This is a genomic window from Priestia sp. FSL R5-0597 (assembly GCF_038006305.1).
GTDB lineage: Bacteria > Bacillota > Bacilli > Bacillales > Bacillaceae_H > Priestia > Priestia zanthoxyli.
This window is the reverse complement of the sequence record NZ_JBBOUZ010000001.1, coordinates 4,903,757-4,927,821: the sequence shown is the minus strand read 5'-3', so window position 1 is coordinate 4,927,821 and position 24,065 is coordinate 4,903,757. Positions and strand designations below refer to the sequence as shown.

At 37.9% G+C, this 24,065-nt stretch carries 26 protein-coding genes; 21 read left to right on the top strand and 5 right to left on the bottom strand.

Annotated features, from left to right (window positions below; genetic code table 11):
* Positions 1-139 precede the first annotated feature (139 nt).
* The 20 genes from MKX72_RS26030 to fabZ all read left to right on the top strand — a co-directional run bounded on the left by MKX72_RS26030 (position 140) and on the right by fabZ (position 16,263).
* Entirely contained in the window at positions 140-361 is a 222-nt protein-coding gene (locus tag MKX72_RS26030) for an AtpZ/AtpI family protein (RefSeq protein WP_013085464.1), read from the top strand.
* Positions 362-367: 6 nt separating this feature from the next.
* Positions 368-739, top strand: a complete 372-nt coding sequence (locus tag MKX72_RS26025) for an ATP synthase subunit I (protein WP_013059806.1) — start codon at positions 368-370, stop codon at positions 737-739.
* 18 nt (positions 740-757) lie between these two features.
* A complete protein-coding gene (gene atpB / locus MKX72_RS26020; RefSeq protein WP_013059805.1) occupies positions 758-1,468 on the top strand; it encodes a F0F1 ATP synthase subunit A in 711 nt (236 codons plus the stop codon).
* 90 nt (positions 1,469-1,558) lie between these two features.
* A complete protein-coding gene (atpE, locus tag MKX72_RS26015; protein ID WP_013059804.1) occupies positions 1,559-1,771 on the top strand; it encodes a F0F1 ATP synthase subunit C in 213 nt (70 codons plus the stop codon).
* Between the two features lie 102 nt (positions 1,772-1,873).
* The gene (locus MKX72_RS26010) at positions 1,874-2,392 is read left to right on the top strand and encodes a F0F1 ATP synthase subunit B (RefSeq protein ID WP_013085463.1); all 519 of its coding nucleotides are present in this window, start codon (positions 1,874-1,876) and stop codon (positions 2,390-2,392) included.
* Entirely contained in the window at positions 2,389-2,934 is a 546-nt protein-coding gene (locus tag MKX72_RS26005; protein WP_028411987.1) for a F0F1 ATP synthase subunit delta, read from the top strand. Before MKX72_RS26010 ends, MKX72_RS26005 begins: the two co-directional genes overlap by 4 nt.
* A 15-nt stretch (positions 2,935-2,949) precedes the next feature.
* On the top strand, positions 2,950-4,458 hold the full coding sequence (gene atpA / locus MKX72_RS26000) for a F0F1 ATP synthase subunit alpha (protein WP_013085461.1): 1,509 nt from the start codon (positions 2,950-2,952) through the stop codon (positions 4,456-4,458).
* Positions 4,459-4,563: 105 nt separating this feature from the next.
* Entirely contained in the window at positions 4,564-5,421 is an 858-nt protein-coding gene (locus MKX72_RS25995; protein WP_013059800.1) for a F0F1 ATP synthase subunit gamma, read from the top strand.
* A 36-nt stretch (positions 5,422-5,457) separates the two neighbouring features.
* Positions 5,458-6,879: a F0F1 ATP synthase subunit beta gene (atpD, locus tag MKX72_RS25990; RefSeq protein WP_013059799.1), complete on the top strand. Its 1,422-nt coding sequence runs from the start codon at positions 5,458-5,460 to the stop codon at positions 6,877-6,879.
* A 26-nt stretch (positions 6,880-6,905) separates the two neighbouring features.
* Entirely contained in the window at positions 6,906-7,310 is a 405-nt protein-coding gene (locus MKX72_RS25985; RefSeq protein WP_028411988.1) for a F0F1 ATP synthase subunit epsilon, read from the top strand.
* 274 nt (positions 7,311-7,584) lie between these two features.
* The gene (locus MKX72_RS25980) at positions 7,585-7,821 is read left to right on the top strand and encodes a DUF1146 family protein (protein ID WP_013059797.1); all 237 of its coding nucleotides are present in this window, start codon (positions 7,585-7,587) and stop codon (positions 7,819-7,821) included.
* 160 nt (positions 7,822-7,981) lie between these two features.
* A complete protein-coding gene (locus tag MKX72_RS25975; protein ID WP_028411989.1) occupies positions 7,982-8,722 on the top strand; it encodes a YwmB family TATA-box binding protein in 741 nt (246 codons plus the stop codon).
* Between the two features lie 31 nt (positions 8,723-8,753).
* Positions 8,754-10,058: a UDP-N-acetylglucosamine 1-carboxyvinyltransferase gene (murA, locus tag MKX72_RS25970; protein ID WP_028411990.1), complete on the top strand. Its 1,305-nt coding sequence runs from the start codon at positions 8,754-8,756 to the stop codon at positions 10,056-10,058.
* 161 nt (positions 10,059-10,219) lie between these two features.
* Entirely contained in the window at positions 10,220-11,242 is a 1,023-nt protein-coding gene (gene spoIID, locus MKX72_RS25965) for a stage II sporulation protein D (RefSeq protein WP_028411991.1), read from the top strand.
* Between the two features lie 161 nt (positions 11,243-11,403).
* Positions 11,404-12,234: a M23 family metallopeptidase gene (locus MKX72_RS25960; RefSeq protein ID WP_034263682.1), complete on the top strand. Its 831-nt coding sequence runs from the start codon at positions 11,404-11,406 to the stop codon at positions 12,232-12,234.
* A gap of 275 nt (positions 12,235-12,509) precedes the next feature.
* Positions 12,510-12,773: a sporulation transcriptional regulator SpoIIID gene (gene spoIIID / locus MKX72_RS25955; RefSeq protein ID WP_013059792.1), complete on the top strand. Its 264-nt coding sequence runs from the start codon at positions 12,510-12,512 to the stop codon at positions 12,771-12,773.
* Between the two features lie 186 nt (positions 12,774-12,959).
* Positions 12,960-13,961, top strand: a complete 1,002-nt coding sequence (locus tag MKX72_RS25950; protein WP_013059791.1) for a rod shape-determining protein — start codon at positions 12,960-12,962, stop codon at positions 13,959-13,961.
* Positions 13,962-14,075: 114 nt separating this feature from the next.
* Positions 14,076-14,900, top strand: coding sequence for a flagellar hook-basal body protein (locus MKX72_RS25945; RefSeq protein WP_033580401.1), 825 nt, complete (start codon positions 14,076-14,078; stop codon positions 14,898-14,900).
* 23 nt (positions 14,901-14,923) lie between these two features.
* Complete coding sequence (locus tag MKX72_RS25940; RefSeq protein WP_033580402.1) at positions 14,924-15,745, top strand: flagellar hook-basal body protein; 822 nt, start codon at positions 14,924-14,926, stop codon at positions 15,743-15,745.
* An 83-nt stretch (positions 15,746-15,828) separates the two neighbouring features.
* Positions 15,829-16,263 carry a 3-hydroxyacyl-ACP dehydratase FabZ gene (gene fabZ / locus MKX72_RS25935; RefSeq protein ID WP_013059788.1) on the top strand — a complete coding sequence of 145 codons (435 nt, stop codon included), beginning with the start codon at positions 15,829-15,831 and terminating at the stop codon, positions 16,261-16,263.
* A 28-nt stretch (positions 16,264-16,291) separates the two neighbouring features.
* On the opposite strand, the gene MKX72_RS25930 is transcribed toward fabZ, so the two are convergent.
* On the bottom strand, positions 16,292-16,714 hold the full coding sequence (locus MKX72_RS25930) for a helix-turn-helix domain-containing protein (RefSeq protein ID WP_028411995.1): 423 nt from the start codon (positions 16,712-16,714) through the stop codon (positions 16,292-16,294).
* A gap of 523 nt (positions 16,715-17,237) precedes the next feature.
* A complete protein-coding gene (locus MKX72_RS25925; protein WP_028411996.1) occupies positions 17,238-17,675 on the bottom strand; it encodes a YwpF-like family protein in 438 nt (145 codons plus the stop codon).
* Between the two features lie 96 nt (positions 17,676-17,771).
* Here MKX72_RS25925 and ssb point away from each other — a divergent pair, with 96 nt between their 5' ends.
* The gene (gene ssb, locus MKX72_RS25920) at positions 17,772-18,134 is read left to right on the top strand and encodes a single-stranded DNA-binding protein (RefSeq protein WP_063248419.1); all 363 of its coding nucleotides are present in this window, start codon (positions 17,772-17,774) and stop codon (positions 18,132-18,134) included.
* Between the two features lie 282 nt (positions 18,135-18,416).
* On the opposite strand, the gene MKX72_RS25915 is transcribed toward ssb, so the two are convergent.
* The 3 genes from MKX72_RS25915 to MKX72_RS25905 form a co-directional block, all read right to left on the bottom strand.
* Positions 18,417-19,463, bottom strand: coding sequence for a C40 family peptidase (locus tag MKX72_RS25915; RefSeq protein ID WP_047749581.1), 1,047 nt, complete (start codon positions 19,461-19,463; stop codon positions 18,417-18,419).
* Positions 19,464-19,760: 297 nt separating this feature from the next.
* Positions 19,761-22,391 (bottom strand): DEAD/DEAH box helicase, encoded by a 2,631-nt coding sequence (locus MKX72_RS25910; protein WP_033580403.1) that lies wholly within the window; start codon positions 22,389-22,391, stop codon positions 19,761-19,763.
* Positions 22,384-23,946 carry a hypothetical protein gene (locus MKX72_RS25905; protein ID WP_048021738.1) on the bottom strand — a complete coding sequence of 521 codons (1,563 nt, stop codon included), beginning with the start codon at positions 23,944-23,946 and terminating at the stop codon, positions 22,384-22,386. Before MKX72_RS25905 ends, MKX72_RS25910 begins: the two co-directional genes overlap by 8 nt.
* Between the last annotated feature and the right edge of the window lie 119 nt (positions 23,947-24,065).

Below are 24,065 nucleotides of genomic sequence, written 5' to 3'. Positions count from 1 at the left end.
AACCGTTGATATTTCTGCGTATTTTATTAGCTGTTTTTACCTTTTTTAGCAATTTTTTTTGCCTTTCTATCATATATTGAGCTATGAAAACGATAGAGAATTCGGAAAAAAGAAAATTTTGCAAAAGGGGTATGAGCTTATGAAAGATCGCAACCGTCATCCTTTGCAAGCGATGGCATTAGTGTCAATCATTCTATCACAGTTAGCAGGTTCAGTCTTAATTGGCTTATTCTCTGGAAGATGGGCTGATCAATGGCTTGACACCGAACCACTATTTTTGATTTTAGGCCTTCTTTCAGGGCTAGCAGCAGGTGTTTTTATGATGCTGCGCACAGTCCACCATTTTTTTTCAGGAGATTAATAATTCATGCAGGATTTGCAGCACGTTTTTCCAAGACTTCGTTCATACATATTGTATTTGTTAGCATTATACGTTCTCGGCTGGGGATTTACAAGTTATAAGGCTGTTTTTGCAGGTTTAATTTTAGGAACCGCCCTGAGTTTGTATAATTTGTGGAACTTAGTAAGAAAGTTTGAGCAGTTTGGACAGGCGTTGGATGAGGGGAAAAAGCCCCGTTCAATTGGGACTGTTGTAAGATTTGCAACAGCTGCTCTCGCAGTTGTGATTACCATCTCTTATCCAAAAACCTTTCATATTATTAGTGTAGTTGTGGGATTAATGACGTATTATGTTGTCATTATCATAGATTTAGTTGTTCAAAATATGCGTAGAAGATAGAAAGAGAGGTGAACACAGTTGGGTCATGAATCACCAACTATAGAGTTTCTAGGCCTTACTTTTAGTCAAAGTAACTTGCTTATGGTTACCGTAGCTTCTGTTATTGTATTCTTAATTGCAGTTTTATGTACTCGTACTCTTGCTATGAAGCCAAGCGGTGCACAAAACTTTATTGAATGGGTCTTAGATTTTGTTAAAGGACTCGTTAATAGCAATATGGATTGGAAAACAGGTGGCCGCTTTTTGACGCTAGGTGTAACTTTACTTATGTACATTTTTGTGTCAAATATGTTGGGTCTTCCATTCGCCATCGTGATTGACCATAACTTATGGTGGAAATCGCCAACCGCTGATCCAGCAATTACGCTGACGTTAGCCGTTATGGTAGTTGTACTATCACATTATTATGGTATTAAAATGCGAGGTTTCTCTGCATACACGAAAGATTACTTCAAGCCAATGGCATTTTTATTCCCGCTTAAGATTATCGAGGAGTTTGCCAATACGTTAACGCTTGGCCTTCGTCTTTACGGTAATATTTATGCTGGGGAAATTTTGTTAAGCTTGCTAGCTGGTTTAGCAACAACAGGCTTCCTAGGTACAATTGGAGCTGCTATCCCAATGCTTTTATGGCAAGGATTCAGTATTTTTGTAGGCGCAATTCAGGCCTTCATTTTCACAATGTTAACGATGGTTTATTTATCTCACAAAGTGAGTAGCGACCATTAATTTATAAAGCTTTGTTCAAGTAATACCCAATTTGGACAAAACAAAACTTAGTTAAACAAAATCATATATATTAAGGGAGGACTTTATAAAATGGGTTTAATAGCATCTGCAATTGCGATTGGTTTAGCGGCACTAGGTGCTGGTATTGGTAACGGTCTTATCGTTTCTAAGACGATTGAAGGCACAGCTCGCCAACCAGAAGCACGTGGTACATTAACTTCAATGATGTTCGTTGGGGTTGCCTTAGTTGAGGCGCTTCCAATTATCGCCGTAGTTATTGCATTCATGGTACAAGGTAAATAATAATGTGTTACATGTGGCGAAGATCATTCAAAAGAACCTTCGCCATTACTTTATGTCTTTAAGAAGTAAATTATATATGTGGAGTCTCTGAAGGGAGTGAACATGGCCGTGTCGAACATGTTTGTGTTAGGAGCAGCAGGCATTAATGGTGGAGATATTCTTTTCCAATTAGTGATGTTCCTTATCCTACTTGCGTTACTTCAAAAATTCGCGTTTGGTCCTGTAATGGGAATCATGAAAAAACGTGAAGAGCATATTGCCGGTGAGATTGATGAAGCAGAAAAGCAAAATGAGGAAGCGAAGAAGCTTGTTGAAGAGCAGCGTGAAATCTTAAAGCAATCTCGTCAAGAAGTGCAAGTAATGATGGAAAACGCTAGAAAGTCTGCAGAAGATAAAAAAGAAGAAATCATTGCGGCAGCACGCGAAGAGTCTGAGCGTCTAAAAGCTGCAGCAAAACAAGAAATCGAACAGCAAAAAGATCAAGCAGTTGCTGCGTTACGTGAGCAAGTTGCTTCATTATCTGTTTTAATTGCGTCGAAAGTTATTGAAAAAGAACTTTCTGAACAAGATCAAGAGAAGTTAATTCATGAATATATCCAAGAAGTAGGGGATGTACGATGAGTCAACCAGCTGTAGCCAAGCGCTATGCACTAGCTCTTTTTCAATTAGCAACAGAAAAACAGATGATCGATGAAATGCAAGACCAGCTACAAATCGTTGAAGAGGTGTTTGCTAAAACACCTGAATTAATGGATGTATTAACTCATCCAAAAATTACAATTGAGCGAAAAAAACAGTTTGTAAGTGAGGCATTTGCTGAACTTTCACCAACTGTTCAACATACGGTTCTTCTATTATTAGAGCGTCACCGCATTCAAATTGTTAGCCAAATGGTGCAAGAGTATCGTTTCCTAGCGAACGAAGTACGTGGCGTGGCAGACGCAACTGTTTATTCTGTCAAACCTTTAAGCGCAGATGAGAAACGAGCAATCTCGCAATCATTTGCTTCAAAAGTTGGAAAACATACGTTAAATATTTCAAATGTAGTAGATAAAAGCCTAATCGGCGGCGTGAAGCTTCGCATTGGTAATCGTATCTATGATGGCAGCATTAGCAGCAAATTAGAAACGATCCACCGAGGACTTCTTGCACACAGATCGTAGATAGGGGTGAAATTCATGAGCATCAAAGCTGAAGAAATTAGTGCGCTGATCAAGCAGCAAATTGAAAACTATCAGTCTGAGATTAAAGTGAGTGATGTAGGTACTGTTATCCAAGTTGGGGATGGTATCGCACGTGCTCATGGCCTCGACAATGTCATGGCTGGAGAACTGGTTGAATTTTCAAATGGTGTCATGGGAATGGCACAAAACTTAGAAGAAAACAATGTAGGTATCATTATTTTAGGACCATATACAGAAATTCGTGAAGGTGACGAAGTTCGCCGTACAGGACGCATCATGGAAGTTCCAGTAGGAGAGCAGTTAATCGGTCGTGTTGTTAACTCATTAGGTCAGCCAGTAGACGGCTTAGGCCCGGTAGAAACAACAAAAACACGTCCAATTGAAGGTGCTGCACCTGGCGTTATGGATCGTAAATCAGTACATGAGCCGCTTCAAACAGGTATCAAGGCGATTGACGCACTTGTGCCGATCGGCCGTGGACAGCGTGAGTTAATTATCGGTGACCGTCAAACGGGTAAAACATCGGTAGCAATCGATACAATCTTAAACCAAAAAGATCAAGATATGGTATGTATCTATGTAGCGATTGGCCAAAAAGAATCAACAGTTCGTAACGTAGTAGAGACATTACGTAAACACGGTGCTCTAGATTACACAATCGTTGTAACAGCATCAGCTTCACAACCAGCTCCACTATTATTCTTAGCACCATACGCTGGAGTAACAATGGGTGAAGAGTTTATGTATAACGGTAAGCACGTACTTGTTATTTACGATGACTTAACAAAACAAGCATCAGCTTATCGTGAACTTTCATTACTATTACGCCGTCCTCCAGGTCGTGAAGCGTACCCAGGGGATGTATTCTATCTGCACTCTCGTTTATTAGAGCGTGCGGCAAAGTTATCGGACGCAAAAGGTGGAGGTTCATTAACAGCTCTTCCATTTATTGAAACGCAAGCAGGAGACGTATCTGCTTATATCCCAACGAACGTAATTTCGATTACAGACGGACAAATTTTCTTACAGTCAGATCTATTCTTCTCAGGCGTACGTCCTGCGATTAATGCTGGTCTTTCTGTATCACGTGTAGGGGGATCTGCACAAATTAAAGCGATGAAAAAGGTAGCAGGTACACTGCGTCTAGACCTTGCATCTTATCGTGAGCTTGAATCGTTTGCTCAGTTCGGTTCTGATCTTGACCAAGCAACTCAAGCAAAATTAAATCGAGGAGCGCGTACAGTTGAAATCTTAAAACAAGGTTTACACAAACCGCTTCGCGTAGAAAAACAAGTAGCTGTGCTTTACGCATTAACAAAAGGCTTCTTAGATGATGTTCCAGTATCAGATATTACACGCTTTGAAGACGAGTACTTAACATGGTTAGAATCAAACCGTAAAGAAGTACTTGAATCAATCCGTACAACTGGTGGCCTTCCTGAAGCTGGCGTATTCGAATCAGCACTTGAAGAATTCAAGAAAACATTTATTGCATCTGAATAATATATTGTCAGCATGGTATGTTAAGACAATCTTTCAATAAGGTGAAGGTGAACATTTGTTCACCTTTCATACCACGTGATCTTCTAAAACAAGGTGGTGAAACCTTTGGCATCATTACGTGATATACAAACTCGAATCACATCGACGAAAAAAACGAGCCAGATTACGAAAGCAATGGAAATGGTTTCAGCTGCAAAGCTGAATAGAGCGGAACAAAATGCAAAATCGTTTGTTCCATATATGGAAAAAATTCAAGAGGTAGTCTCAAGTGTAGCCCTAGGCAGCAGAGGCGCTTCACATCCAATGTTAACTGCGCGCAGCGTGAAGAAGACTGGTTATATCGTAATCACTTCAGATCGCGGTCTAGCAGGAGCATATAACAGTAATATTTTGCGAAAAGTATCTCAAGCTATTGAAGAACGCCATCAATCACCTGATGAATACGGTGTGATTGCAATTGGACGAGTAGGGAGAGATTTCTTCGTAAAACGCGGTATTCCGGTTTTGCTTGAAATCACAGGCTTAGCAGATCAGCCAGCTTTTGCTGACATTCAAGGAATTGCTTCACAAACAGTTCAAATGTTTGCGGACGGTACGTTTGATGAACTTTACTTATACTACAATCACTTTATCAATACGATTTCACAAGAAGTGACGGAGAAGAAGCTATTGCCTCTAACAGATCTTCAACCTTCTGGTAAACTTGTTGGTTATGAATTTGAACCATCACAAGAAGAGATTTTAGAAGTATTACTTCCTCAGTATGCAGAGAGTTTAATTTACGGCGGCCTGCTTGATGGAAAAGCAAGTGAGCATGCTGCTCGTATGACAGCGATGAAAAGTGCAACAGACAATGCAAAAGATCTTATCAATAATCTTACATTGTCATATAACCGTGCACGTCAAGCGGCAATTACCCAGGAAATTACGGAAATTGTTGGCGGAGCGGCAGCGTTAGAATAGAAAGTTTAATGGAAAAGCAAGTTAGGAGGGAACACGATGACAAAAGGACGCGTTACTCAAATCATGGGTCCAGTTGTAGACGTAAAGTTTGACAACGGACACCTTCCGGCAATTTATAACGCCCTTAAAATTTCACATAAACCGAGCAGTGCAAGTGAAGTTGCAATCGAATTAACATTAGAAGTTGCGATTCACTTAGGTGATAACACAGTTCGTACAGTAGCAATGTCATCCACTGACGGCTTAGTTCGTGGATTAGAAGTAGAAGATACAGGTGCAGCAATCTCAGTACCAGTTGGTGACGTTACGTTAGGTCGTGTATTTAACGTATTAGGTGAAAAAATCGACTTAGACGCCCCAATCGATGCAGGTGCACGTCGTGATCCGATCCACCGTCAAGCACCAAAGTTCGAAAATCTATCTACACAAGCTGAAATTCTTGAAACAGGTATTAAAGTAGTAGACTTATTAGCTCCTTACATTAAAGGTGGAAAAATTGGTCTATTCGGTGGTGCCGGTGTAGGTAAAACAGTATTAATTCAAGAGTTAATCAATAACATTGCTCAAGAGCACGGCGGTATTTCGGTATTCGCTGGTGTAGGTGAGCGTACGCGTGAAGGTAATGACTTATACCATGAAATGACAGACTCTGGTGTTATTAAGAAGACGGCTATGGTATTTGGACAAATGAATGAGCCGCCTGGTGCACGTCAGCGTGTTGCATTAACAGGATTAACAATGGCAGAATACTTCCGTGACGAACAAGGTCAAGACGTATTATTCTTTATCGATAATATCTTCCGTTTCACACAAGCGGGTTCAGAAGTATCAGCATTACTTGGCCGTATGCCATCAGCAGTAGGTTATCAGCCAACATTAGCGACAGAAATGGGTCAGCTTCAAGAGCGTATCACGTCAACAAGCGTAGGTTCTGTAACATCGATTCAAGCGATTTACGTACCAGCCGATGACTATACGGATCCAGCTCCAGCGACAACATTTGCTCACTTAGATGCAACAACAAACTTAGAGCGTAAATTATCAGAGATGGGTATTTACCCTGCGGTAGATCCATTAGCATCTACATCTCGCGCTTTATCTCCTGAAATTGTTGGAGAAGAGCACTATGCAATTGCGCGTCAAGTTCAACAAACGTTACAGCGTTATAAAGAGTTACAAGATATCATTGCAATCCTAGGTATGGATGAGTTATCTGATGAAGATAAACTTGTTGTACAACGTGCTCGTCGCGTTCAATTCTTCTTGTCTCAAAACTTCCACGTAGCAGAACAATTTACAGGTCAAAAAGGTTCTTATGTTCCTGTAAAAGAAACTGTTAAAGGATTTAAAGAGATCTTGGAAGGTAAATACGATCATTTACCTGAAGATGCGTTCCGTTTAGTTGGTCGCATTGAAGAAGTTATTGAAAATGCGAAACGTATGGGAGTAGAAGTTTAATTTAAGGGACATAGGAGGTTTTTTAAATGAAGACAATCCATGTCAGTGTAGTGACTCCTGATGGCCCAGTTTACGAATCAGAAGTGGAAATGGTAAGTACCCGAGCACAGAGCGGTGAGCTTGGTATTTTACATGGCCATATTCCGATGGTTGCTCCTTTACAAATTGGAGCCGTCCGCTTGAAGAAAGCAAGCAGTACAGAACTTGTGGCTGTTAGCGGAGGATTTCTTGAAGTAAGACCTGACAAAGTAACAATTCTTGCACAGGCTGCTGAAACAGCTGAAGCGATTGACGTAGCTCGTGCAGAAGAAGCGAAAAAGCGCGCTGAAATGCGCCTTGATAGCAAACAAGACGACGTTGATGTTAAGCGTGCTGAAATTGCCTTAAAACGGGCAGTCAATCGTTTAGATATTAGTCAACGTAAGTTCTAAAAAAAGCCCTCTCAAACGAATGAGAGGGCTTTTTTGCTCTATTATATAAAAGAGGAAGAGCAAATAGCATTCGTCTATGATTATATATTCTATTTAACTAAGCGTATCCGTCTTCTTTATTTTTCTTAATAATGGAAAAGGATCTTAAAATAGGGAATAAAATAAATGTTTTTCATGTTACCGTTTACGAATTTGCATAAGTGTGCTTTAATATGAAAAGAAGAGACGATGATCGTCTCTTCTTTTCATATGGTGTTTAAAAGGAGTGCTTTTATTGTTTGGAGGAATTGAGCAGCAAACGTTACTAACCATGATTTCACATTTGATTTTTATTGTGATTACTTGGTATGCTTTGCAAGGCTTTCAAATTGAAAAGCTGATGAAACCTAATCATGTGTTTCAAGCAAAATTAATGCTTATTTTATTGACCATTACTATTTCATCAACAGTAAGTAATTTCTTTTTGGATTATTTATTTTGGTCACAGCGCATTCCCTCATTTTTTCAATGATTGGCAAGCTATGAGTCTATGATAAAATAGACGTTCATTCGTTGAAGATATACGAATTTATACGCTAATGTATGTCGCTATGTCTAAATATGACGACCCTTTTCATGTATGTATCATCGCCTTCTGGAAAGACTGATGAGTACGGAGAGGGAGTGGCGAAATGTTTAAAAAAATTAGTGTCTTTTTGGCTATTTTCATTACTGGCTTATTCGTATATCATGGAAGTTATGTGAGCAATGCCCAAAACAATGAAACTACTATTGAGAAGATTGTTCACACCTTAAATAAGCAGCATGTTTCGTTAACTGAAGTATCGTTGTATGCAAGAGAAGAAGTAAAAGCTGTTACTGACCAAAAAACCTTCTATTCGCAAGCTGAAAGTATTAAAAGTAATTTTAGAGGTTTTAAATGGGAAGTGAAGAGGGAAAGAGACCTATGGAAAGCAATAGGTACACGCAAAAGTGAAGATGTGAACGAAGTCATTCTGTTAACTTATGCGATCGATGAACACAGCAATGCGTACATATCGTATCATGTAACGGGACAAGGTTTAAAAGAAAAAAATATGACCCATTTTCAAAATGTATTTCAGACAAATTATGAAAAAATTTTCCTGTCAGAACCCATAATTTTCTCTTGTGCAACAGGGGAAATCAATGATAAGATGGAAAGTGTTTTGTCTGTTGAAATTCAAGACCTATTACGAGCTTTCAATGCTAAACCAGTGGAATCTCTAGTGGAAGAGTCATTTACCTCTGTTTCAGCATATACTGGACTGTGGAAAGAAGCTCTTCAAACGAAAAAGCAGGAAATGAACTTACAAATTGCATTACGCAAGACAAGAATGGGCGGTCAAACAACCATAGTTGTTGGCACACCTATCATTACGTCTGAATATTAATATAGAGAAAATGGACGCGGAGGGGAATACCTTGGAAAAAATCATCGTCCGCGGTGGAAATAGATTAAGCGGTACAGTTAAAGTTGAAGGAGCAAAAAACGCCGTTTTACCTATTATCACTGCAACCTTATTAGCTAGTGAAGGAAAAACAATTCTAAATGATGTACCAGCTCTCTCCGATGTATTTACGATTGGCGAAGTTTTAAGACATCTGAATGCAGAAGTAGATTTTGAAACAAATCGTGTAGTTGTAGATGCATCAAGAGAGTTAAAAACAGATGCACCTTTTGAATATGTAAGAAAAATGCGCGCTTCAGTACTTGTAATGGGTCCTTTATTGGCGCGTATGGGTGAGGCTCGTGTAGCTTTACCTGGTGGATGTGCGATTGGATCAAGACCGATTGATCAGCACCTTAAAGGCTTTGAAGCAATGGGTGCTAAAGTTCAAGTAGGAAATGGTTTTATTGATGCAAAAGTTGAAGGAAGACTAAAAGGTGCTAAAATTTATTTAGACTTCCCAAGTGTAGGTGCCACAGAAAATATTATGATGGCAGCAGCATTAGCGGAAGGCACTACAATTATGGAAAACGTAGCAAAAGAACCTGAAATTGTCGACTTAGCAAACTTCTTAAACGCAATGGGCGCTAAAGTTCGCGGTGCAGGAACTGGTACGATCCGTATTGAAGGTGTTAATAAATTATATGGTGCAGAACATGCAATTATTCCAGATCGTATCGAAGCTGGAACATTCATGGTAGCAGCAGCTATTACAGGTGGAAACGTACTTGTACGCGGTGCAGTAGCAGAGCACATCAGTTCACTTGTTGCTAAAATGGAAGAAATGGGTGTTGAAATTACTGAAGAAGGCGACGGCTTACGTGTTGTAGGACCTGAAAAGCTAAAATCAGTAGATATTAAAACAATGCCTCATCCAGGGTTCCCTACGGATATGCAATCTCAAATGATGGCATTATTATTAGCAGCAGAAGGCACAAGTATGATTACAGAAACAGTTTTTGAAAACCGCTTTATGCACGTAGAAGAGTTTCGCCGCATGAACGCTGATATTAAAATTGAAGGACGCTCTGTTATTATTAACGGACCTTCTCAACTACAAGGCGCTGAAGTAGCAGCAACAGATCTTCGTGCAGCAGCAGCGTTAACATTAGCAGGACTTGTAGCAGACGGTTATACGCGTGTAACGGAATTAAAACACCTTGATCGTGGTTATGTAAATTTCCACAATAAATTAGCCGCTTTAGGCGCTGATATTGAACGTGTAAATGACGAAACAAAGCAGGTAGAACAAACTCAACAGGCTTCAGACGTCAAGTAAATATGTCATAAAAAAGCATCTCATAGCGAGATGCTTTTTTTGTCGTTGGACGACCCTTATGGCCGGTTTGCTGTCATAAAAGGTTGTCCACCTCCATACATATGGAATATAGGGATATAGGTGTTCCTTGTCAAAATAATAGATATGGAGGCTAGGCGTTCATGAAACAAGCAAAGCCAATCGTCGTACTAGGAGTCATCTTTTTTTTCGTTGTGTTACTCATCCCAACACTTCTCGTTGTTCCTTTTACTGAAAAGACAGATGGAAAGCTACATGAAAATGTCAAACAGACCCCAAAAACCGAAAAACTACAAAAAGTGACAGCGTCTCCTCTTGATGTCAGTGTTTATCGTACGGAAACGAAAAAAGTAGAAAAACTGCCGCTCGAAGACTATCTTGTAGGGGTAGTAGCAGCTGAAATGCCTGCTACTTTTGAACTTGAAGCACTTAAGGCTCAAAGTTTGGCAGCCAGAACCTATATTGTGCAAACTATGATGAATGGAAATAGTCATCTTCCCCAAGGAGCGGATGTGACTGATACCGTAGAGTACCAAGTATATTTAAATAAAGATGAGCTAAGAAGCCGATGGAACAAAGACTATGATTGGAAAATCAAAAAAATTCAAGAAGCAGTGAAGGACACCCAAGGTCAAATTCTTACGTATAAAAATAAGCCAATTAATGCTACGTTCTTTTCTACCAGCAATGGTTACACTGAAAATTCAGAAGCGTATTGGAAGAATTCCATTCCTTATCTAAAAAGTGTAGCTAGTCCATGGGATAAAAAGTCTCCTGAATTTACAAATCAGAAAGTAATGTCTGTTGCTAGCTTTGAACAGAGGCTTGGAGTGAAATTAACAAACAGTGGATCAGTAGGTGAAATCGTCTCTAGAACGCCGGGGCAGCGCGTAGATTACGTAAAGATAAACGGTAAAGAACTGTCGGGAAAAGATGTTCGGGAAAAACTGGATTTATCGTCAGCCGACTTTCATTGGACAAAAAAAGGGAATGAAATTATCATCAATACAAAAGGATATGGACATGGTATTGGGATGAGTCAGTACGGAGCAAATGGTATGGCACTGGAAGGAAAAACGTATAAAGATATTGTTACTCATTATTATACAGGTGTTGCAATTACTCCTAACGATCAGTTTGTTGCACAATTGACAGCTAAACGCTAATTCAACGACCCTTATAGCAGGGTCTTTTTTATGTTTTTCACTTTTTTTAAATAAAATGTATATTTTAGATTCATCTGTTGAAAAATAATCGAAAAAAATTTTTTATCGCTGTGTATATATTCATTCAATTGTGTTCAGACTGATTGCTGAGGTGATGATATATGAGAGAGGAAGAAAAGAAACGTACTTCTCCAAAATCGAAAGTTCAAAAATTAGTTAGAAAGCGTTGGGTGTTCCCGGCTATTTATTTAGCGAGTGCAGCAATTATTCTTACAGCAGTCCTTTGGTTTCAAGCTAATGGAAATGATATTAGCAAAGAAGACAAAAGCGGCTATAGCCAAGACGGTACGGCTTATCGAGACGACGCTGTAGAGGTAAATGCTTCGCTTGAAAATTTAAAAACGCCAGTTGCTAGTGAAGCATCAGCTATCGTGAAAAAGCCTTTCTACGACGATCAAGCATCTGAAAAACAACAAGAAGAAGCACTAGTTTTCTACAACAATACGTATCATCCAAACACAGGTGTTGATTTAGCTGTTAAGGGAGATAAATCATTTGATGTTGTAGCAGCAGCTAGCGGTACAGTAACAAAAGCAACAAAAGATCCTTTACTAGGTTATGTAGTAGAAATTGATCACAAAGATGGTTTAGTAACACAGTATCAATCTCTTGAGAAAGCTGATGTAGAAGTAGGAGATATTGTTAAACAAGGCCAAACGATCGCAAAAGCTGGAAAAAGCTTATATAATCAAGAAGCAAAAACACATGTGCACTTTGAAGTTCGTAAAGATGGTGTAGCAATTAATCCAAGCAGTTATTTTGGAAAATCGGTTAGTTCTATCAAAGAAGTCAAAGCAGCTGAAGTGACAGAACCAAAAGACGACTCTTCTTCTGAAGAATCAAAGGATAGCGAAAAATCATCTGATGAAAAGACTAAAGAAGATAAAGATTCAAAACAACCTTCAACAGATACGTCTAAACCAAATGCATAAAGCAAGACCATAAATACGAAAAGAAGCTGGATAAAACCGAGCTTCTTTTTTTATGAATTTTTCTAAAATGAGATGCATTATGTTAAAAAAGTAAATAAAAAACACTAAATTTTCAAAAAAATATAAGAAATCACTTGTCCTTACTGACTTTTCTAGCATATATCTGCACACAAGCTAATAAACTGTTACAAACCTATAAAGAGAATGTTAGAAAAGGGATAATATATACATTCCCTTGGATACTTCTCATATCCAATTTGGGGAGGGCGAGTAGTGTGCACGATTACATCAAAGAGAGAACTATCAAGATTGGAAAGTATATTGTAGAAACAAAGAAAACAGTTCGTGTAATTGCGAAAGAATTTGGCGTTTCGAAAAGTACTGTCCATAAAGATTTAACAGAGCGTCTACCAGAAATAAATCCTGAGTTAGCAAATGAAGTAAAAGAAATTCTTGATTACCATAAATCTATTCGGCATTTGCGTGGAGGAGAAGCAACAAAATTAAAGTACAAAAAAGAAGAAGAAACTGTAAAGTAAAAGAATGCCCGATATTGCCTTTTTTATAGAGGTAGTATAGGGCATTTTAATTTTTGGATAAAATAGGTATATAATAAATATTTTTGCTAATAACAACATACATATACAAATTGTGATAAAATAGTAAATTAGGAAAAAAGAATGGTTATCATGCAAAGATATGTAAATAGAAGGAGGATTTAAGGTATGTTAGCAAAAGACATTGGTATCGATTTAGGTACAGCTAACGTCTTAATTCACGTTAAAGGCAAAGGAATTGTGTTAAATGAACCGTCTGTTGTGGCGATTGATAAAAATACAAATAGAGTGCTAGCAGTAGGGGAAGAAGCGAGACGTATGGTAGGAAGAACGCCCAGTAATATTATTGCCATTCGTCCATTAAAAGATGGCGTTATCGCTGACTTCGAAATTACCGAGTCTATGCTCAAACACTTTATTAATAAATTAAATGTAAAAGGTTTTTTATCCAAGCCTCGTATTTTAATTTGTTGTCCAACAAATATTACCTCTGTTGAACAAAAAGCAATTCGCGAAGCTGCTGAAAAAAGCGGTGGAAAAACCATTTATTTGGAAGAAGAACCAAAAGTCGCGGCTATTGGCGCTGGAATGGATATCTTTCAGCCGAGCGGAAACATGGTCGTAGATATTGGTGGAGGTACAACCGATGTGGCTGTCCTTTCAATGGGCGATATTGTAACAGCAGCTTCTATTAAGATGGCTGGTGATCGTTTTGATGCGGAAATTTTGCAGTACATTAAACAAAAATATAAGCTCTTAATTGGAGAGCGTACAGCAGAAGAAATTAAAGTGAAAATTGGCACAGTGTTTCCTAAAGCTCGTAATGAAGAGCTGGACATTCGAGGGCGAGACATGGTTTCAGGCTTACCTCGTACGGTTACTGTTTATTCTGAGGAAGTAGAGGAGGCACTTAGAGAGTCTGTCAGCGTCATTGTACAAGCTTCGAAAAGTGTATTAGAGCGTACACCTCCCGAACTTTCTGCCGATATTATAGACAGAGGCGTTATTTTAACTGGCGGTGGAGCATTGCTTCACGGTATGGATCAGCTGTTAGCGGAAGAATTAAAGGTGCCTGTGCTAATTGCAGAAAATCCAATGGGTTGTGTAGCTGTTGGAACAGGTATTATGCTTGATAATATTGATAAACTATCTCGTCGCAATATTGTTTAAATAAATGAAGACTCCTCTATTGGCTCGTTTCATACAGAGGAGTCTCTTCTTTTATTTATTATACTCTGTCAGCCGGCTATAACGAACAACGTTTACTTGTAAGGAGGATGAAGTATGTTTAAAGGGTTTTACACGGCAGCAGCGGGTATGCTGTCTCAGCAGCGTCAAACTGACTTATTAACGAATAACATAGCAAATGCTAATACGCCAGGATTTAAAGCAGATCAAGGTACGTTAAAGGCATTTCCTGATATGTTACTGCAGCGAATGGAATCTGAAGATTTACCCACTGACCGTAACATCTCTGTTCAGAACAAAAAAGACATAGGTACAATTAATACGGGTGTGTATATGCAAGAAACAGTTCCAAATTTTACACAAGGTGATCTTCAGCAAACGTCTCAATCAACTGATATTGCATTGATGGAGCAAAATATGCCTACAAAAGAGGGCGGCCTATTTTTTGTGGTACAAAGCCCTAATAATACGCCTCAATATACAAGAAACAGTAATTTTACATTAGATCAAGAAGGGTTTTTAACTACGTCTACGGGAGCTTATGTATTAAATACAAATAATCAGCCAATTCAACTGAAAAGTGAAAACTTTACAGTTGATTCACAGGGTAACGTAACGGAAAATAATCAGCAGATTGCACAAATCGGTATTGCTTATTCTAGTGATTTACAAACGATTAAAAAGGCAGGGAATGGATTGTATGAAACGTTGAACAATCAGTCCTTGCCTTCAGCAAGAAATAATCCAGGCATTTCTTATCAGTTAAAGCAAGGATTTGTTGAACGTTCCAATGTAGATGCTGCTCAAAGTATGACGGATTTACTAACAGCTTACAGAGCTTTTGAAGCAAATCAAAAAATAATGCAAGCTTACGATAGAAGCATGGATAAAGCGGCAAATGAAATTGGACGTGTGCGCTAAAAGCAACAGGGGAGATGAAGAGAATGAACCGTACAATGATAACAGCGGCTAATACAATGGGGCAGCTACAGCAGCAGCTTGATGTCATCAGTCACAATTTATCTAATACAAATACGACAGGATATAAATCGAGAGACGCTTCATTTAACGATATGCTGTATCAACAAGTAAATAATCAAGTAGACCAGGGAACAGAAAAGCGGCTTACACCGTCTGGAATTCGACAAGGTTCAGGAGCTTATCTAGACCAAACACGCTTAAATATGACGCAAGGTGCTTTTGAAAATACAGACAAACCATTAGATGTAGCTGCATCAAATCCAAACGTTTATTTTCAAGTTGCCGTAAACGATTCCGAACAGCCTGTACAATATACGCGAGATGGTTCATTTCACCTTAGGCCTGAAGGCCCCAACAATGTTAAATTAGTAAACGGTTCTGGCCAGGATGTGCTGGGGGAAAATGGTCAAGCTATTATTTTCAGTAACGCATTTAAAGATATACAGATTGATGGAAGTGGAACGATAACGGTTACTACGAATACGGGCGTTGACCAGTTTACCCTTGGGTTAACAAATGTCCAAAAGCCGCAGGAGCTAGAAGCTAAAGGAGAAAATCTATTTGCTTTTCCAGCTGGGATGAACCAACCGAATATGTTTACAGATCTGACTGGAAAAGCTCGAGAAACAGCAGGCGTAGATCAAGGGAAATTGGAACAGTCAAATGTAGATTTGAGCAAAGAACTCACTGATATGTCCATTGCCCAACGTGCGTATCAGTTTAATTCCCGCTCTATTTCAATTGCAGACCAAATGATGGGCTTGGTGAATGGAATCAGAGCTTAAGCAAGTAGTTGCTTCTCAATTGAGCATTCTGTATATTGATAATAGTATCGTATGTTACATGCGGTTTGAAAGGAGACTTATTTATGCTTGATATTGAACAAATTAAAGAAATTATTCCACACCGATATCCATTTTTATTGGTCGATCGTATTTTAGAAGTGGAAGAGGGAAAGAAAGCAGTTGGTTTAAAAAACGTATCTGCCAATGAAGAATTTTTTAACGGGCATTTCCCTGACTATCCTGTGATGCCAGGGGTTTTAATTGTAGAAGCTTTGGCTCAGGTAGGAGCAGTAGCTATGCTAAAAAAAGAGGAAAATCAAGGACGTTTAGCATTTTTTGCAGGCATTGACAACTGCCGTTTTAAAAAGCAAGTAAGACCTGGTGATCAACTGCGTTTAGAGGTTGAAATTGTACGTGCGCGTGGATCTATTGGCAAAGGAAAAGGTATCGCAACTGTAGATGGAGAGTTAGTCTGCGAAACAGATATTATGTTTGCTTTAGGCGATAAAAAAGAATAGTACATAAGAGCTGCTGATGCAGCTTTTTTTATTGGCGCTGCAAAGCAGAAAAAAGTTTCTTTAATAAAGGTATAATATCCGTTAGCAACTCTTTTTGAAGAGTTGGTGACAGAGATGAAAATTGTAAGAGCACATGTTTTAATAAGGGCTGTTTATCTATGAGGGTTAAAATGGTATTTTCCTGTGAATCCGATTCACGTTTTCTTGTTAAGTAAAGAAGTTGGAAGTCATGTAAATAATCTTGTTTATAAGAGGAAGGCTCAATAAGTTGGTCGAGCGTAATTTGAAAACAATTACATAGAGATAGAAAATCAAAAATGGAAGGCGTTTGTTTCGAACATTCCCATTTTGAAATAGTTGTACGAGAAACATTCAACTGATTTGCTAATTCTTCTTGTGAAAATCCTCCTTTTAGTCTGAAATGTTTAATTCTTTCTCCAAAATCTTTCATATGCATCACCTGATTTCGTAAAGATAAGTATATGTCTTATTGTTCGAATGTAGTTCATGTTCTTTGTAACATGCTTAATTTGCACAATATGAAACATATACACTTTACTTTCTGCAATAGAGGGAATAAAACCTGTTTTTATTTCTTTTTTTTCTCTAAAAAGATTCATTTTTCTGCATGGATATAAAAAAAAGAACAAAAATAGAGGTTTTTATAGTAAAAAAATCCTATTTTTTGTTCGGTATATTGAAAAAAATGGTTGAATAACGGGGAAAAATGCATTAATATACGAATTACAAAGAAAAAGGAGTGAAAAAATGACAAATTTTTATTTGAAAAGGCAAGGTGCTCGAATAAGAGATAATCGCTTCAAACGTTCTAGTCATGCACATTTATTTTTAGGAAAAAAAGAAAGGTACCTCTCCAGTGAGTTCTCTTTTCTTTACCCTTCTCATGGACCAACGAAAAAGACCTCAAACAATAATCCTCTCTTTTAAATCCAGACACCTTGAGATGACTTGACTTATTTTTTAGATGTACTTTTTACCGGTCTGTTTCGAAGCTGCAGTTTGAACTGTTGAAGTAAATCTTGACCTGATAACCCTTGGTTAATTAAATCCTCTAAGAGCATTTCAGCATAATGAAGTCTCCGTTCTTTTAAAACACCTTTCATCAACAAACTAATACGATTTTCACCAATTGAAGTAATGGAAGCCACGGTAGCTATAAAGGTAGCTGGATCATTTGTTTCTTTCGTAATTTTAGCTTCTACCGTCACTTTTTGTTTATCTTTCAACAAAACATGAAATTCATCGTACCATTTCTTATCGATAACTGCTTCTAAAATCCAGTTATTTTCGCCGTCTTCTTTATTAATAATAAGGCCATTAGTTAGTGAGACAGACTGACGCTTTTCTTGATCATCAACCAATTGAAATGACACAAGTTTAAATGTTTTCATTGATGTTTCCTCCTTTACGTAAATAGTAGGTTATCCATATTATAACATGAATGAGCTTAAAGATTCCCATTATTCAATCAGTTGGAGTGGTAGACTATGATTAACCATGTTGTTCTTGTAGGAAGACTGACAAAAAAGCCGGAGCTTCGATATACCCATGAAGGGATTGCCGTATCTACTATTACGTTAGCAATTAATCGAACGTTTCGAAATGTTGAAGGTGAATATGATGCTGATTTTGTCAACATTACTCTGTGGAGAAAAAATGCAGAAAATACAGCTGCTTACTGTGATAAAGGAGCGGTTGTAGGCGTGGTAGGGCGTGTACAAACGCGCACATTTGAAAATAATCTTCAGCAACGAGTATATATGACCGACGTTGTGGCTGATGCGGTTAAATTTTTAAGTGGAAAGCCATCTGATTCTTCTTCATTTGGTTCAAATCAACAAGAAGAATAAAGTGATCTAGTATGAAAGGGGGTGATTAGTTCAGCTAAAGTTTTAATTCCCCTTATCTATCATAATAGAAGATAGATCCTCCTTAAGAGCAAGGCTCTTTCTATATTCTCAAGAGAGAAAATTAAAGTATTCACTATCCCCGAATTATTCCTCTATTTCAGCCGTTAAATTATTTAACGGTTTTTTTAATGAAAAGATCCGAACGAGTTTGATTCTCCCTCAAGAATCAAACTCATTCGGATCTTCCTTCAGCTAACATACTCTTGTCTCAGCTTCTATCAGTTATTTAGCAAACCTTTTTGCACCTAAGTAGCGCTTGCTCCAGTAGCTGTTATCTAAGCTTGCAATGGTTACACCGGTAGAAGATCCAGCATGAATAAATTGACGATTACCAAGGTAAATGCCCATATGTGTAGGGCCGCTAGAATATGTATTAAAAAACACTAGGTCACCAGGCTGTGGATTACTTACGGGTGTTGATACACTCCAATAACCAGCCGTCGTATAGCGCGTTGTAGAAATTTGTTGTTTCATTACGTAATAAATGAATCCGCTGCAGTCGAAACCAGAAGGAGTTGTGCCACCCCATTTGTAAGGAACACCCATATAACGTTTTGCATCTGAAATCATTTGCGATACATTTAATGTTCCGCTAGAAGTTGAAGGTGTTGATGTACTTGGTTTTGTTGTTGGCGTAGTTGTTTGGGCGCTTTTTGATACCTTTAATTGTTGATTTACATAAATCGTATTAGACGTTAATCCATTTATTTGTTTTAATTCGCTGACGCTCATGTGAAATGCCGAAGCTATTTTAGACAGGCTATCTCCACGCTGAACTTTGTAAGTTCCGTTTGCATCCTTAGAAGGAGTTTCTGCTGGTTTACTCGTAGTTGGAGTCGATGCGCTGTTGCTTCCATTTACTTTTAACGTTTGGTTAATATAAATGATGTTGGAAGAAAGAGTGTTCAAACGTTTTAATTCTTCTACGCTCATATTAAAACGAGTAGCCACTTTCCAAAGGGTATCGCCGCTTTGAACTTTGTAGGTTGAACCAGTAGCAGGAGCTGAAGGCTTTTCTTCCTTATTAGATGGTTGAGAGGTTGAAGCAGAAGGAATCGATAACGTTTGTCCTATGTGAATTGTATTTGAAGATAACTTATTTACGCTTTTTAAAGCTTCTACCGTTGTATGATATTTAGTAGATAACGACCAAAGTGTATCTCCAGCTTTCACTTGAACAGTTGAAGCAGATGCTTCAGCTGAAGCTTGATATAAGAATGTCCCGCCAACAATGGCGCCTAGAGATAAAGCGAGCTGCCTTTTTTTCATTAATAAATCCCCCTAATTATGTAAATGTTTCGTGTTTATTTTTCCAATATGTCTATTAAATTACAAAAATATTATATGTATAAATATGCTGGAATTTAAAGAGAAAGTAAAGGGTCTTTTTCGCTATAAAAATACCTTTTTATTCAAAAAACGATATTTATCGCGTTTTTTGTATCTTTATCAGTAGTTGAAGAACGATTTACACTTATTTTTTTGTGTCGAATGATCTAATAAAAAAAGAGGACAAGTAAAAAAGTCCTCTTTTTGGTAACGGTGTAACACATTTTATAATTTTTCTTATTCATTTCTGTAAGCAAGAAGCTCTTGTAGCTCTTTATTCGAAAGTTCTGTTACCCATTGATCTCCTTGGATGAGTTCATTGTTGAGATGTTGTTTTTGATTGATCACTTCATCAATTTTTTCTTCAATCGTTCCTCTTGTAATGAATTTATGAACATGAACAAATTTATTCTGACCAATGCGATGGGCCCGATCGGTTGCCTGGTTTTCAACGGCTGGGTTCCACCATCGGTCAAAATGAATAACGTGATTTGCAGCTGTTAAATTCAATCCAGTTCCACCTGCGCGAAGAGAAAGGATAAAGATGGCTTTTTTCCTTGCTTGAAATTGAGCAACCATTTCATCTCTTTGCTCTTTTGACAAGCTTCCGTGAAGGAATAAAACCGGCTCGTTGATTTCTTTTTCTAAGGTTCGTTGTAGCATGAGTCCTGTTTCAATATACTGAGTAAAGATTAAACAGCTTTCTTGCTGTGTGCGAATGCTCTCTACGAGTTCAATAATTTTTTCACTTTTATGAGATCGCCGTACCGTTTGTTTAGCTGCACTTTCCTTTAAGTACAAAGCTGGATGATTGCATAATAATTTTAGCTTATTTAGTGTTTGCAAAATCATGCCTTTTCGTTCAAATCCTGTTTTTTCCTCTGTTTCTTGAAGCATTTCTTGAACTAGCTCCTGGTAAAGTGAAGCTTGTTCCGCTGTCAGCGGGATATATTCTTTTTGTTCTTGTTTATCAGGCAGTGAGCGGGCGATGCTTTTATCTTGTTTTGTTCTTCTCAATAAGAAAGGTTGAATGAGTGCTTTAAGCTCAACAGTTCGTTCAGGTTTCTCGCCTTTTTCAATGCCGGCTACAAATCGGTTTTTAAATGAATTGATTGTTCCTAAGTAACCGGGATTGATGAATTCAAATAATGACCATAGTTCCAGCAGACGGTTTTCAATTGGAGTTCCAGTAAGCGCAATTTTGTGTCTTCCTTGCAGCTGACGAATGGCTCTCGCCTGTTTAGTCTGCGGGTTTTTAACATGTTGCGCTTCGTCTAAGGAAATGCTGTTCCATATAAACCCTTTCAACAATTCGACATCCAAAAGGGCAACTTGATAAGTCGTAATCACCACGTCAGTACTTTCACATATCTTCTCAAATGCATCTCCGCCGGTTCTTTTCGGCCCGTAATGAACATGAACACGAAGAGAAGGGGCAAATTTCTGTAATTCTTTTTCCCAGTTTCCAATTAAAGAAGTTGGGCAAACGATAAGAGAAGGAAAGCTATGTAACTGATGAATGTTTGTTAAATAACTAATTAATTGAATGGTTTTACCTAGCCCCATGTCATCTGCTAGACATCCTCCTAAGTTAAACTTTCTCAAAAACATGAGCCAATTCAAGCCTTGCTGCTGATAAGGTCTTAATATCCCTTTAAATTCAGAGGGAGGCAGCACTTCCGGCAGCCGTTCTAAATCCGTTAAGGATGTAATAAATGATTGAAAGGAAGCGGGGAGTTGGAATTCAACTTTTACCTCTTCTTCATCAGTTTTACTGTCTGCCATGTAGGTTAGCTTCGTTTTTAAAATTTCATGAATTGAGACGCCTTTTTTACTAGCTTCTTTAACAATTTTCTGCGCTTGTTTAATTAATCTAGAATCCAGTTGAATCCACTGTCCGTTAATAGATAATAATCGGCGTTTTTGTTCGACTAATTTCCGAAACTCTTCTTCTGAAAAAGTTTGATCGCCAATAGAAAATGACCAGCGGAAGCTGCTGATAGCTTGTTTACCAAACAATGCAGATGAAGTATTTTCTATAGCGCCAGATACTTTTATGGTGGCTTTTTTTAATGATTCCCACCAGCTTGGCAAATGGATAGAGACACCTTGTTCAATCAATGCTGCACTATCTTGAGTTAGAAATTCCCATACTTCCTCATCTGTTAGGACAGACTGAATAAACGCTCCTTTTTGGTATAAAGTAGGAGCCAATGCTTTCCATCGTTCGTGTTCGTAAGCGATATATGATTCGTAGTGATTCCACTCTTTAGGAAGTGTTCTTCCCAGTATAAAAGGTTCTTTGGCTTCATCGTGGGGAATCACAAATGTTTCAGCCGTCCATACATCTCCATCGGTCGTTGGCTCTACAACACGCAATGAAAGGTCAAAGGGAGGATTATAGCTCTCGCCTCCTATGCTTATTAAAAAGTCTTTTCCTTCTTTTTTTAATAGGCTCTCTTTAATTTGTGCTCGCCACTCTTGCTCATCAGCTTGTGAAAGCGATCCAGTCATTTGTTTTTTTAAAGGAAGAGAATGAAATTTCCCTTGGATAATCTTCTTTGTCATATCGACTGCAATTTGCTGATAATCTTCCGCTGAAGCGGACAAAGCCGGTTTCAACACATGCTGTTGAATAGGTGATTGTATGAAAGTGAACATTTGCCATGAAGAAAGAAGAATTCCTTTTTTTCCATTAATCTCAACCTGTGTAGCTTCACTTCCGTAATAGGTCTGTTCATGCCATAGAAACAGCGCATCTTTCCATGTATCAGGGAGCAAAATTTGGCCGCTAGGTGATACACAGTAGAGAAAAAAGTCATCGTGTACAGGTTCGACTTCAAGTGTTAAATGAAACAAATCAAACATTCAGTAAATCTCCTTTTTCTAATAGTTGTTGAAATGCGCGCTGTTTCTTCGTTTTTATCGCTAATTCTTCTATATAATGTTCCCATAGTAGAGAGCGATTCATTTGTAGATAAAGTCTTTTTAATTCTTGTAAGTAGATATAGGCTTCTTGATAACTGCTTTTCTTTTTTTCATAAATCAGCTTTGAAATCATTTGATGATAAAGAGGAATAACCAGCTTTTCATCTTTTTGTTTTAAGGCCTCTATCGTTTGCTCGTCATATTTGATGCTGTCATATTGAAGAAGCACCTGTAATTCAACCCATTTTTTTAATTGGTTAGAAGCATATAGAAAATCACTGTATTCAATAAAACTATAGGGAAGTAATGTTTGCAATGCTTCAGTATACAAAGTTTGCTCGTTCGTTAAGTCTTTATAGTGCTGAAATAAATTTACAATCATGGAGACCATATTTCGGCTTCCTTGATAAGTAGTTGGAACGGTGCGTACGTAATCTCCTATATAGGTCATTATATAAGAGCCCCACTGAGCAAAGCGGTCAGTTTCTTTTTCGTGCAATAAATCATTTAACCAAGGGATAAGATAGGGAATCATTTGTAATGTTCCATCGCTCAAACGTTCTTTTGCTTCTCTATCTTTTTCTTGAAGAAATAAAAGATAGGAAAGAGCTGTATTATTTATAAAAGAACCATGCTTGGCTTTTAATTCGCGTTCCTCATTTTTTCGCCATCTTTCTAACGTGAAGACTTTTTGCCAAATAACCCGATAAATTTCAATACGCTCATATTGTAAAGGTATATCATTATGCAATAATTCTCGGATGTATGGGATGCTGTCCTCTATAATAGATAATGCATCCCGATCGTATTTCGTTTGCTTTAATGAATCAGCGGTAGCATAAATTTCATTTGTTATTTTGTAGACGTGACTATATACGAATGATTCCTCGATGTTAGTAGAAAGCTGATGTGCCTGTAATTGAGCTGATAGTTTATAAAATGTATGAACCGCTCCATAGATACAAAATAAAGCATAAAGCAATGGATGCTCAGGAGCTTTTTTCACTAAAGAACGGTAATAGTACTGATAATATTCATGATAAATGGACCGGTCATTTTCGTTCCGCCCCTGCATAAAAAGCGTATACTGCTCCTCAAAAGTTTGTCTCCACTCTTGAAAAGTTGCCTTGGGTTTTTTTAACACTTGTTTGGCAGATAGCATAGTCAAAGCTTCTTTCTCATGGTTTCGCCATTCTTTGAATAGGGGCGAAAGCGGTTCTATTAATGAATACATATAAAAAAACGCTGCAAAGCAGTGTTCACAAAATCCGTTATGCTGACAAGAACAGGTACTTTCAGGGAGCAGCTGTTTGTTTAGTTCAACATAAAACGAATCGATTTTAACGTTTAATATCTGTTCATCATTGTGCAAAATGAAGAATGAATGGGTACGGTAAAGGTCTAGTCCTGCTTGGGCATTTGTACGATAGCGTGCATCACTGTACGGGAAATGATGTATAAATTGGTGCTGTAAGTGATCTGAAAACGAACTCATAATCCCATTCCTTTCTATACATAAGTGGAACATAAAATTATATTTATAAGTGATTAATTTTCTTTTCATTATAAATGATAAAAATAGAATTATACAAAATCTTTTGTTATGATAAAGCA

Excerpts from the sequence above, each read along its gene's own strand:
- MKX72_RS26030 (WP_013085464.1), top strand. The coding sequence starts at position 140 with ATGAAAGATCGCAACCGTCATCCTTTGCAAGCGATGGCATTAGTGTCA.
- MKX72_RS25960 (WP_034263682.1), top strand. The coding sequence starts at position 11,404 with ATGAGAGAGGAAGAAAAGAAACGTACTTCTCCAAAATCGAAAGTTCAA.
- MKX72_RS25930 (WP_028411995.1), bottom strand. The coding sequence starts at position 16,714 with ATGAAAGATTTTGGAGAAAGAATTAAACATTTCAGACTAAAAGGAGGA.
- MKX72_RS25910 (WP_033580403.1), bottom strand. The coding sequence starts at position 22,391 with ATGTTTGATTTGTTTCATTTAACACTTGAAGTCGAACCTGTACACGAT.
- MKX72_RS26010 (WP_013085463.1), top strand. The coding sequence starts at position 1,874 with ATGGCCGTGTCGAACATGTTTGTGTTAGGAGCAGCAGGCATTAATGGT.
- MKX72_RS25950 (WP_013059791.1), top strand. The coding sequence starts at position 12,960 with ATGTTAGCAAAAGACATTGGTATCGATTTAGGTACAGCTAACGTCTTA.
- MKX72_RS25940 (WP_033580402.1), top strand. The coding sequence starts at position 14,924 with ATGAACCGTACAATGATAACAGCGGCTAATACAATGGGGCAGCTACAG.
- MKX72_RS25905 (WP_048021738.1), bottom strand. The coding sequence starts at position 23,946 with ATGAGTTCGTTTTCAGATCACTTACAGCACCAATTTATACATCATTTC.
- atpE (WP_013059804.1), top strand. The coding sequence starts at position 1,559 with ATGGGTTTAATAGCATCTGCAATTGCGATTGGTTTAGCGGCACTAGGT.
- MKX72_RS25915 (WP_047749581.1), bottom strand. The coding sequence starts at position 19,463 with ATGAAAAAAAGGCAGCTCGCTTTATCTCTAGGCGCCATTGTTGGCGGG.
- MKX72_RS25945 (WP_033580401.1), top strand. The coding sequence starts at position 14,076 with ATGTTTAAAGGGTTTTACACGGCAGCAGCGGGTATGCTGTCTCAGCAG.
- MKX72_RS25975 (WP_028411989.1), top strand. The coding sequence starts at position 7,982 with ATGTTTAAAAAAATTAGTGTCTTTTTGGCTATTTTCATTACTGGCTTA.
- MKX72_RS25925 (WP_028411996.1), bottom strand. The coding sequence starts at position 17,675 with ATGAAAACATTTAAACTTGTGTCATTTCAATTGGTTGATGATCAAGAA.
- MKX72_RS26005 (WP_028411987.1), top strand. The coding sequence starts at position 2,389 with ATGAGTCAACCAGCTGTAGCCAAGCGCTATGCACTAGCTCTTTTTCAA.
- atpA (WP_013085461.1), top strand. The coding sequence starts at position 2,950 with ATGAGCATCAAAGCTGAAGAAATTAGTGCGCTGATCAAGCAGCAAATT.
- MKX72_RS25985 (WP_028411988.1), top strand. The coding sequence starts at position 6,906 with ATGAAGACAATCCATGTCAGTGTAGTGACTCCTGATGGCCCAGTTTAC.
- fabZ (WP_013059788.1), top strand. The coding sequence starts at position 15,829 with ATGCTTGATATTGAACAAATTAAAGAAATTATTCCACACCGATATCCA.
- atpD (WP_013059799.1), top strand. The coding sequence starts at position 5,458 with ATGACAAAAGGACGCGTTACTCAAATCATGGGTCCAGTTGTAGACGTA.
- ssb (WP_063248419.1), top strand. The coding sequence starts at position 17,772 with ATGATTAACCATGTTGTTCTTGTAGGAAGACTGACAAAAAAGCCGGAG.
- spoIID (WP_028411991.1), top strand. The coding sequence starts at position 10,220 with ATGAAACAAGCAAAGCCAATCGTCGTACTAGGAGTCATCTTTTTTTTC.
- MKX72_RS26025 (WP_013059806.1), top strand. The coding sequence starts at position 368 with ATGCAGGATTTGCAGCACGTTTTTCCAAGACTTCGTTCATACATATTG.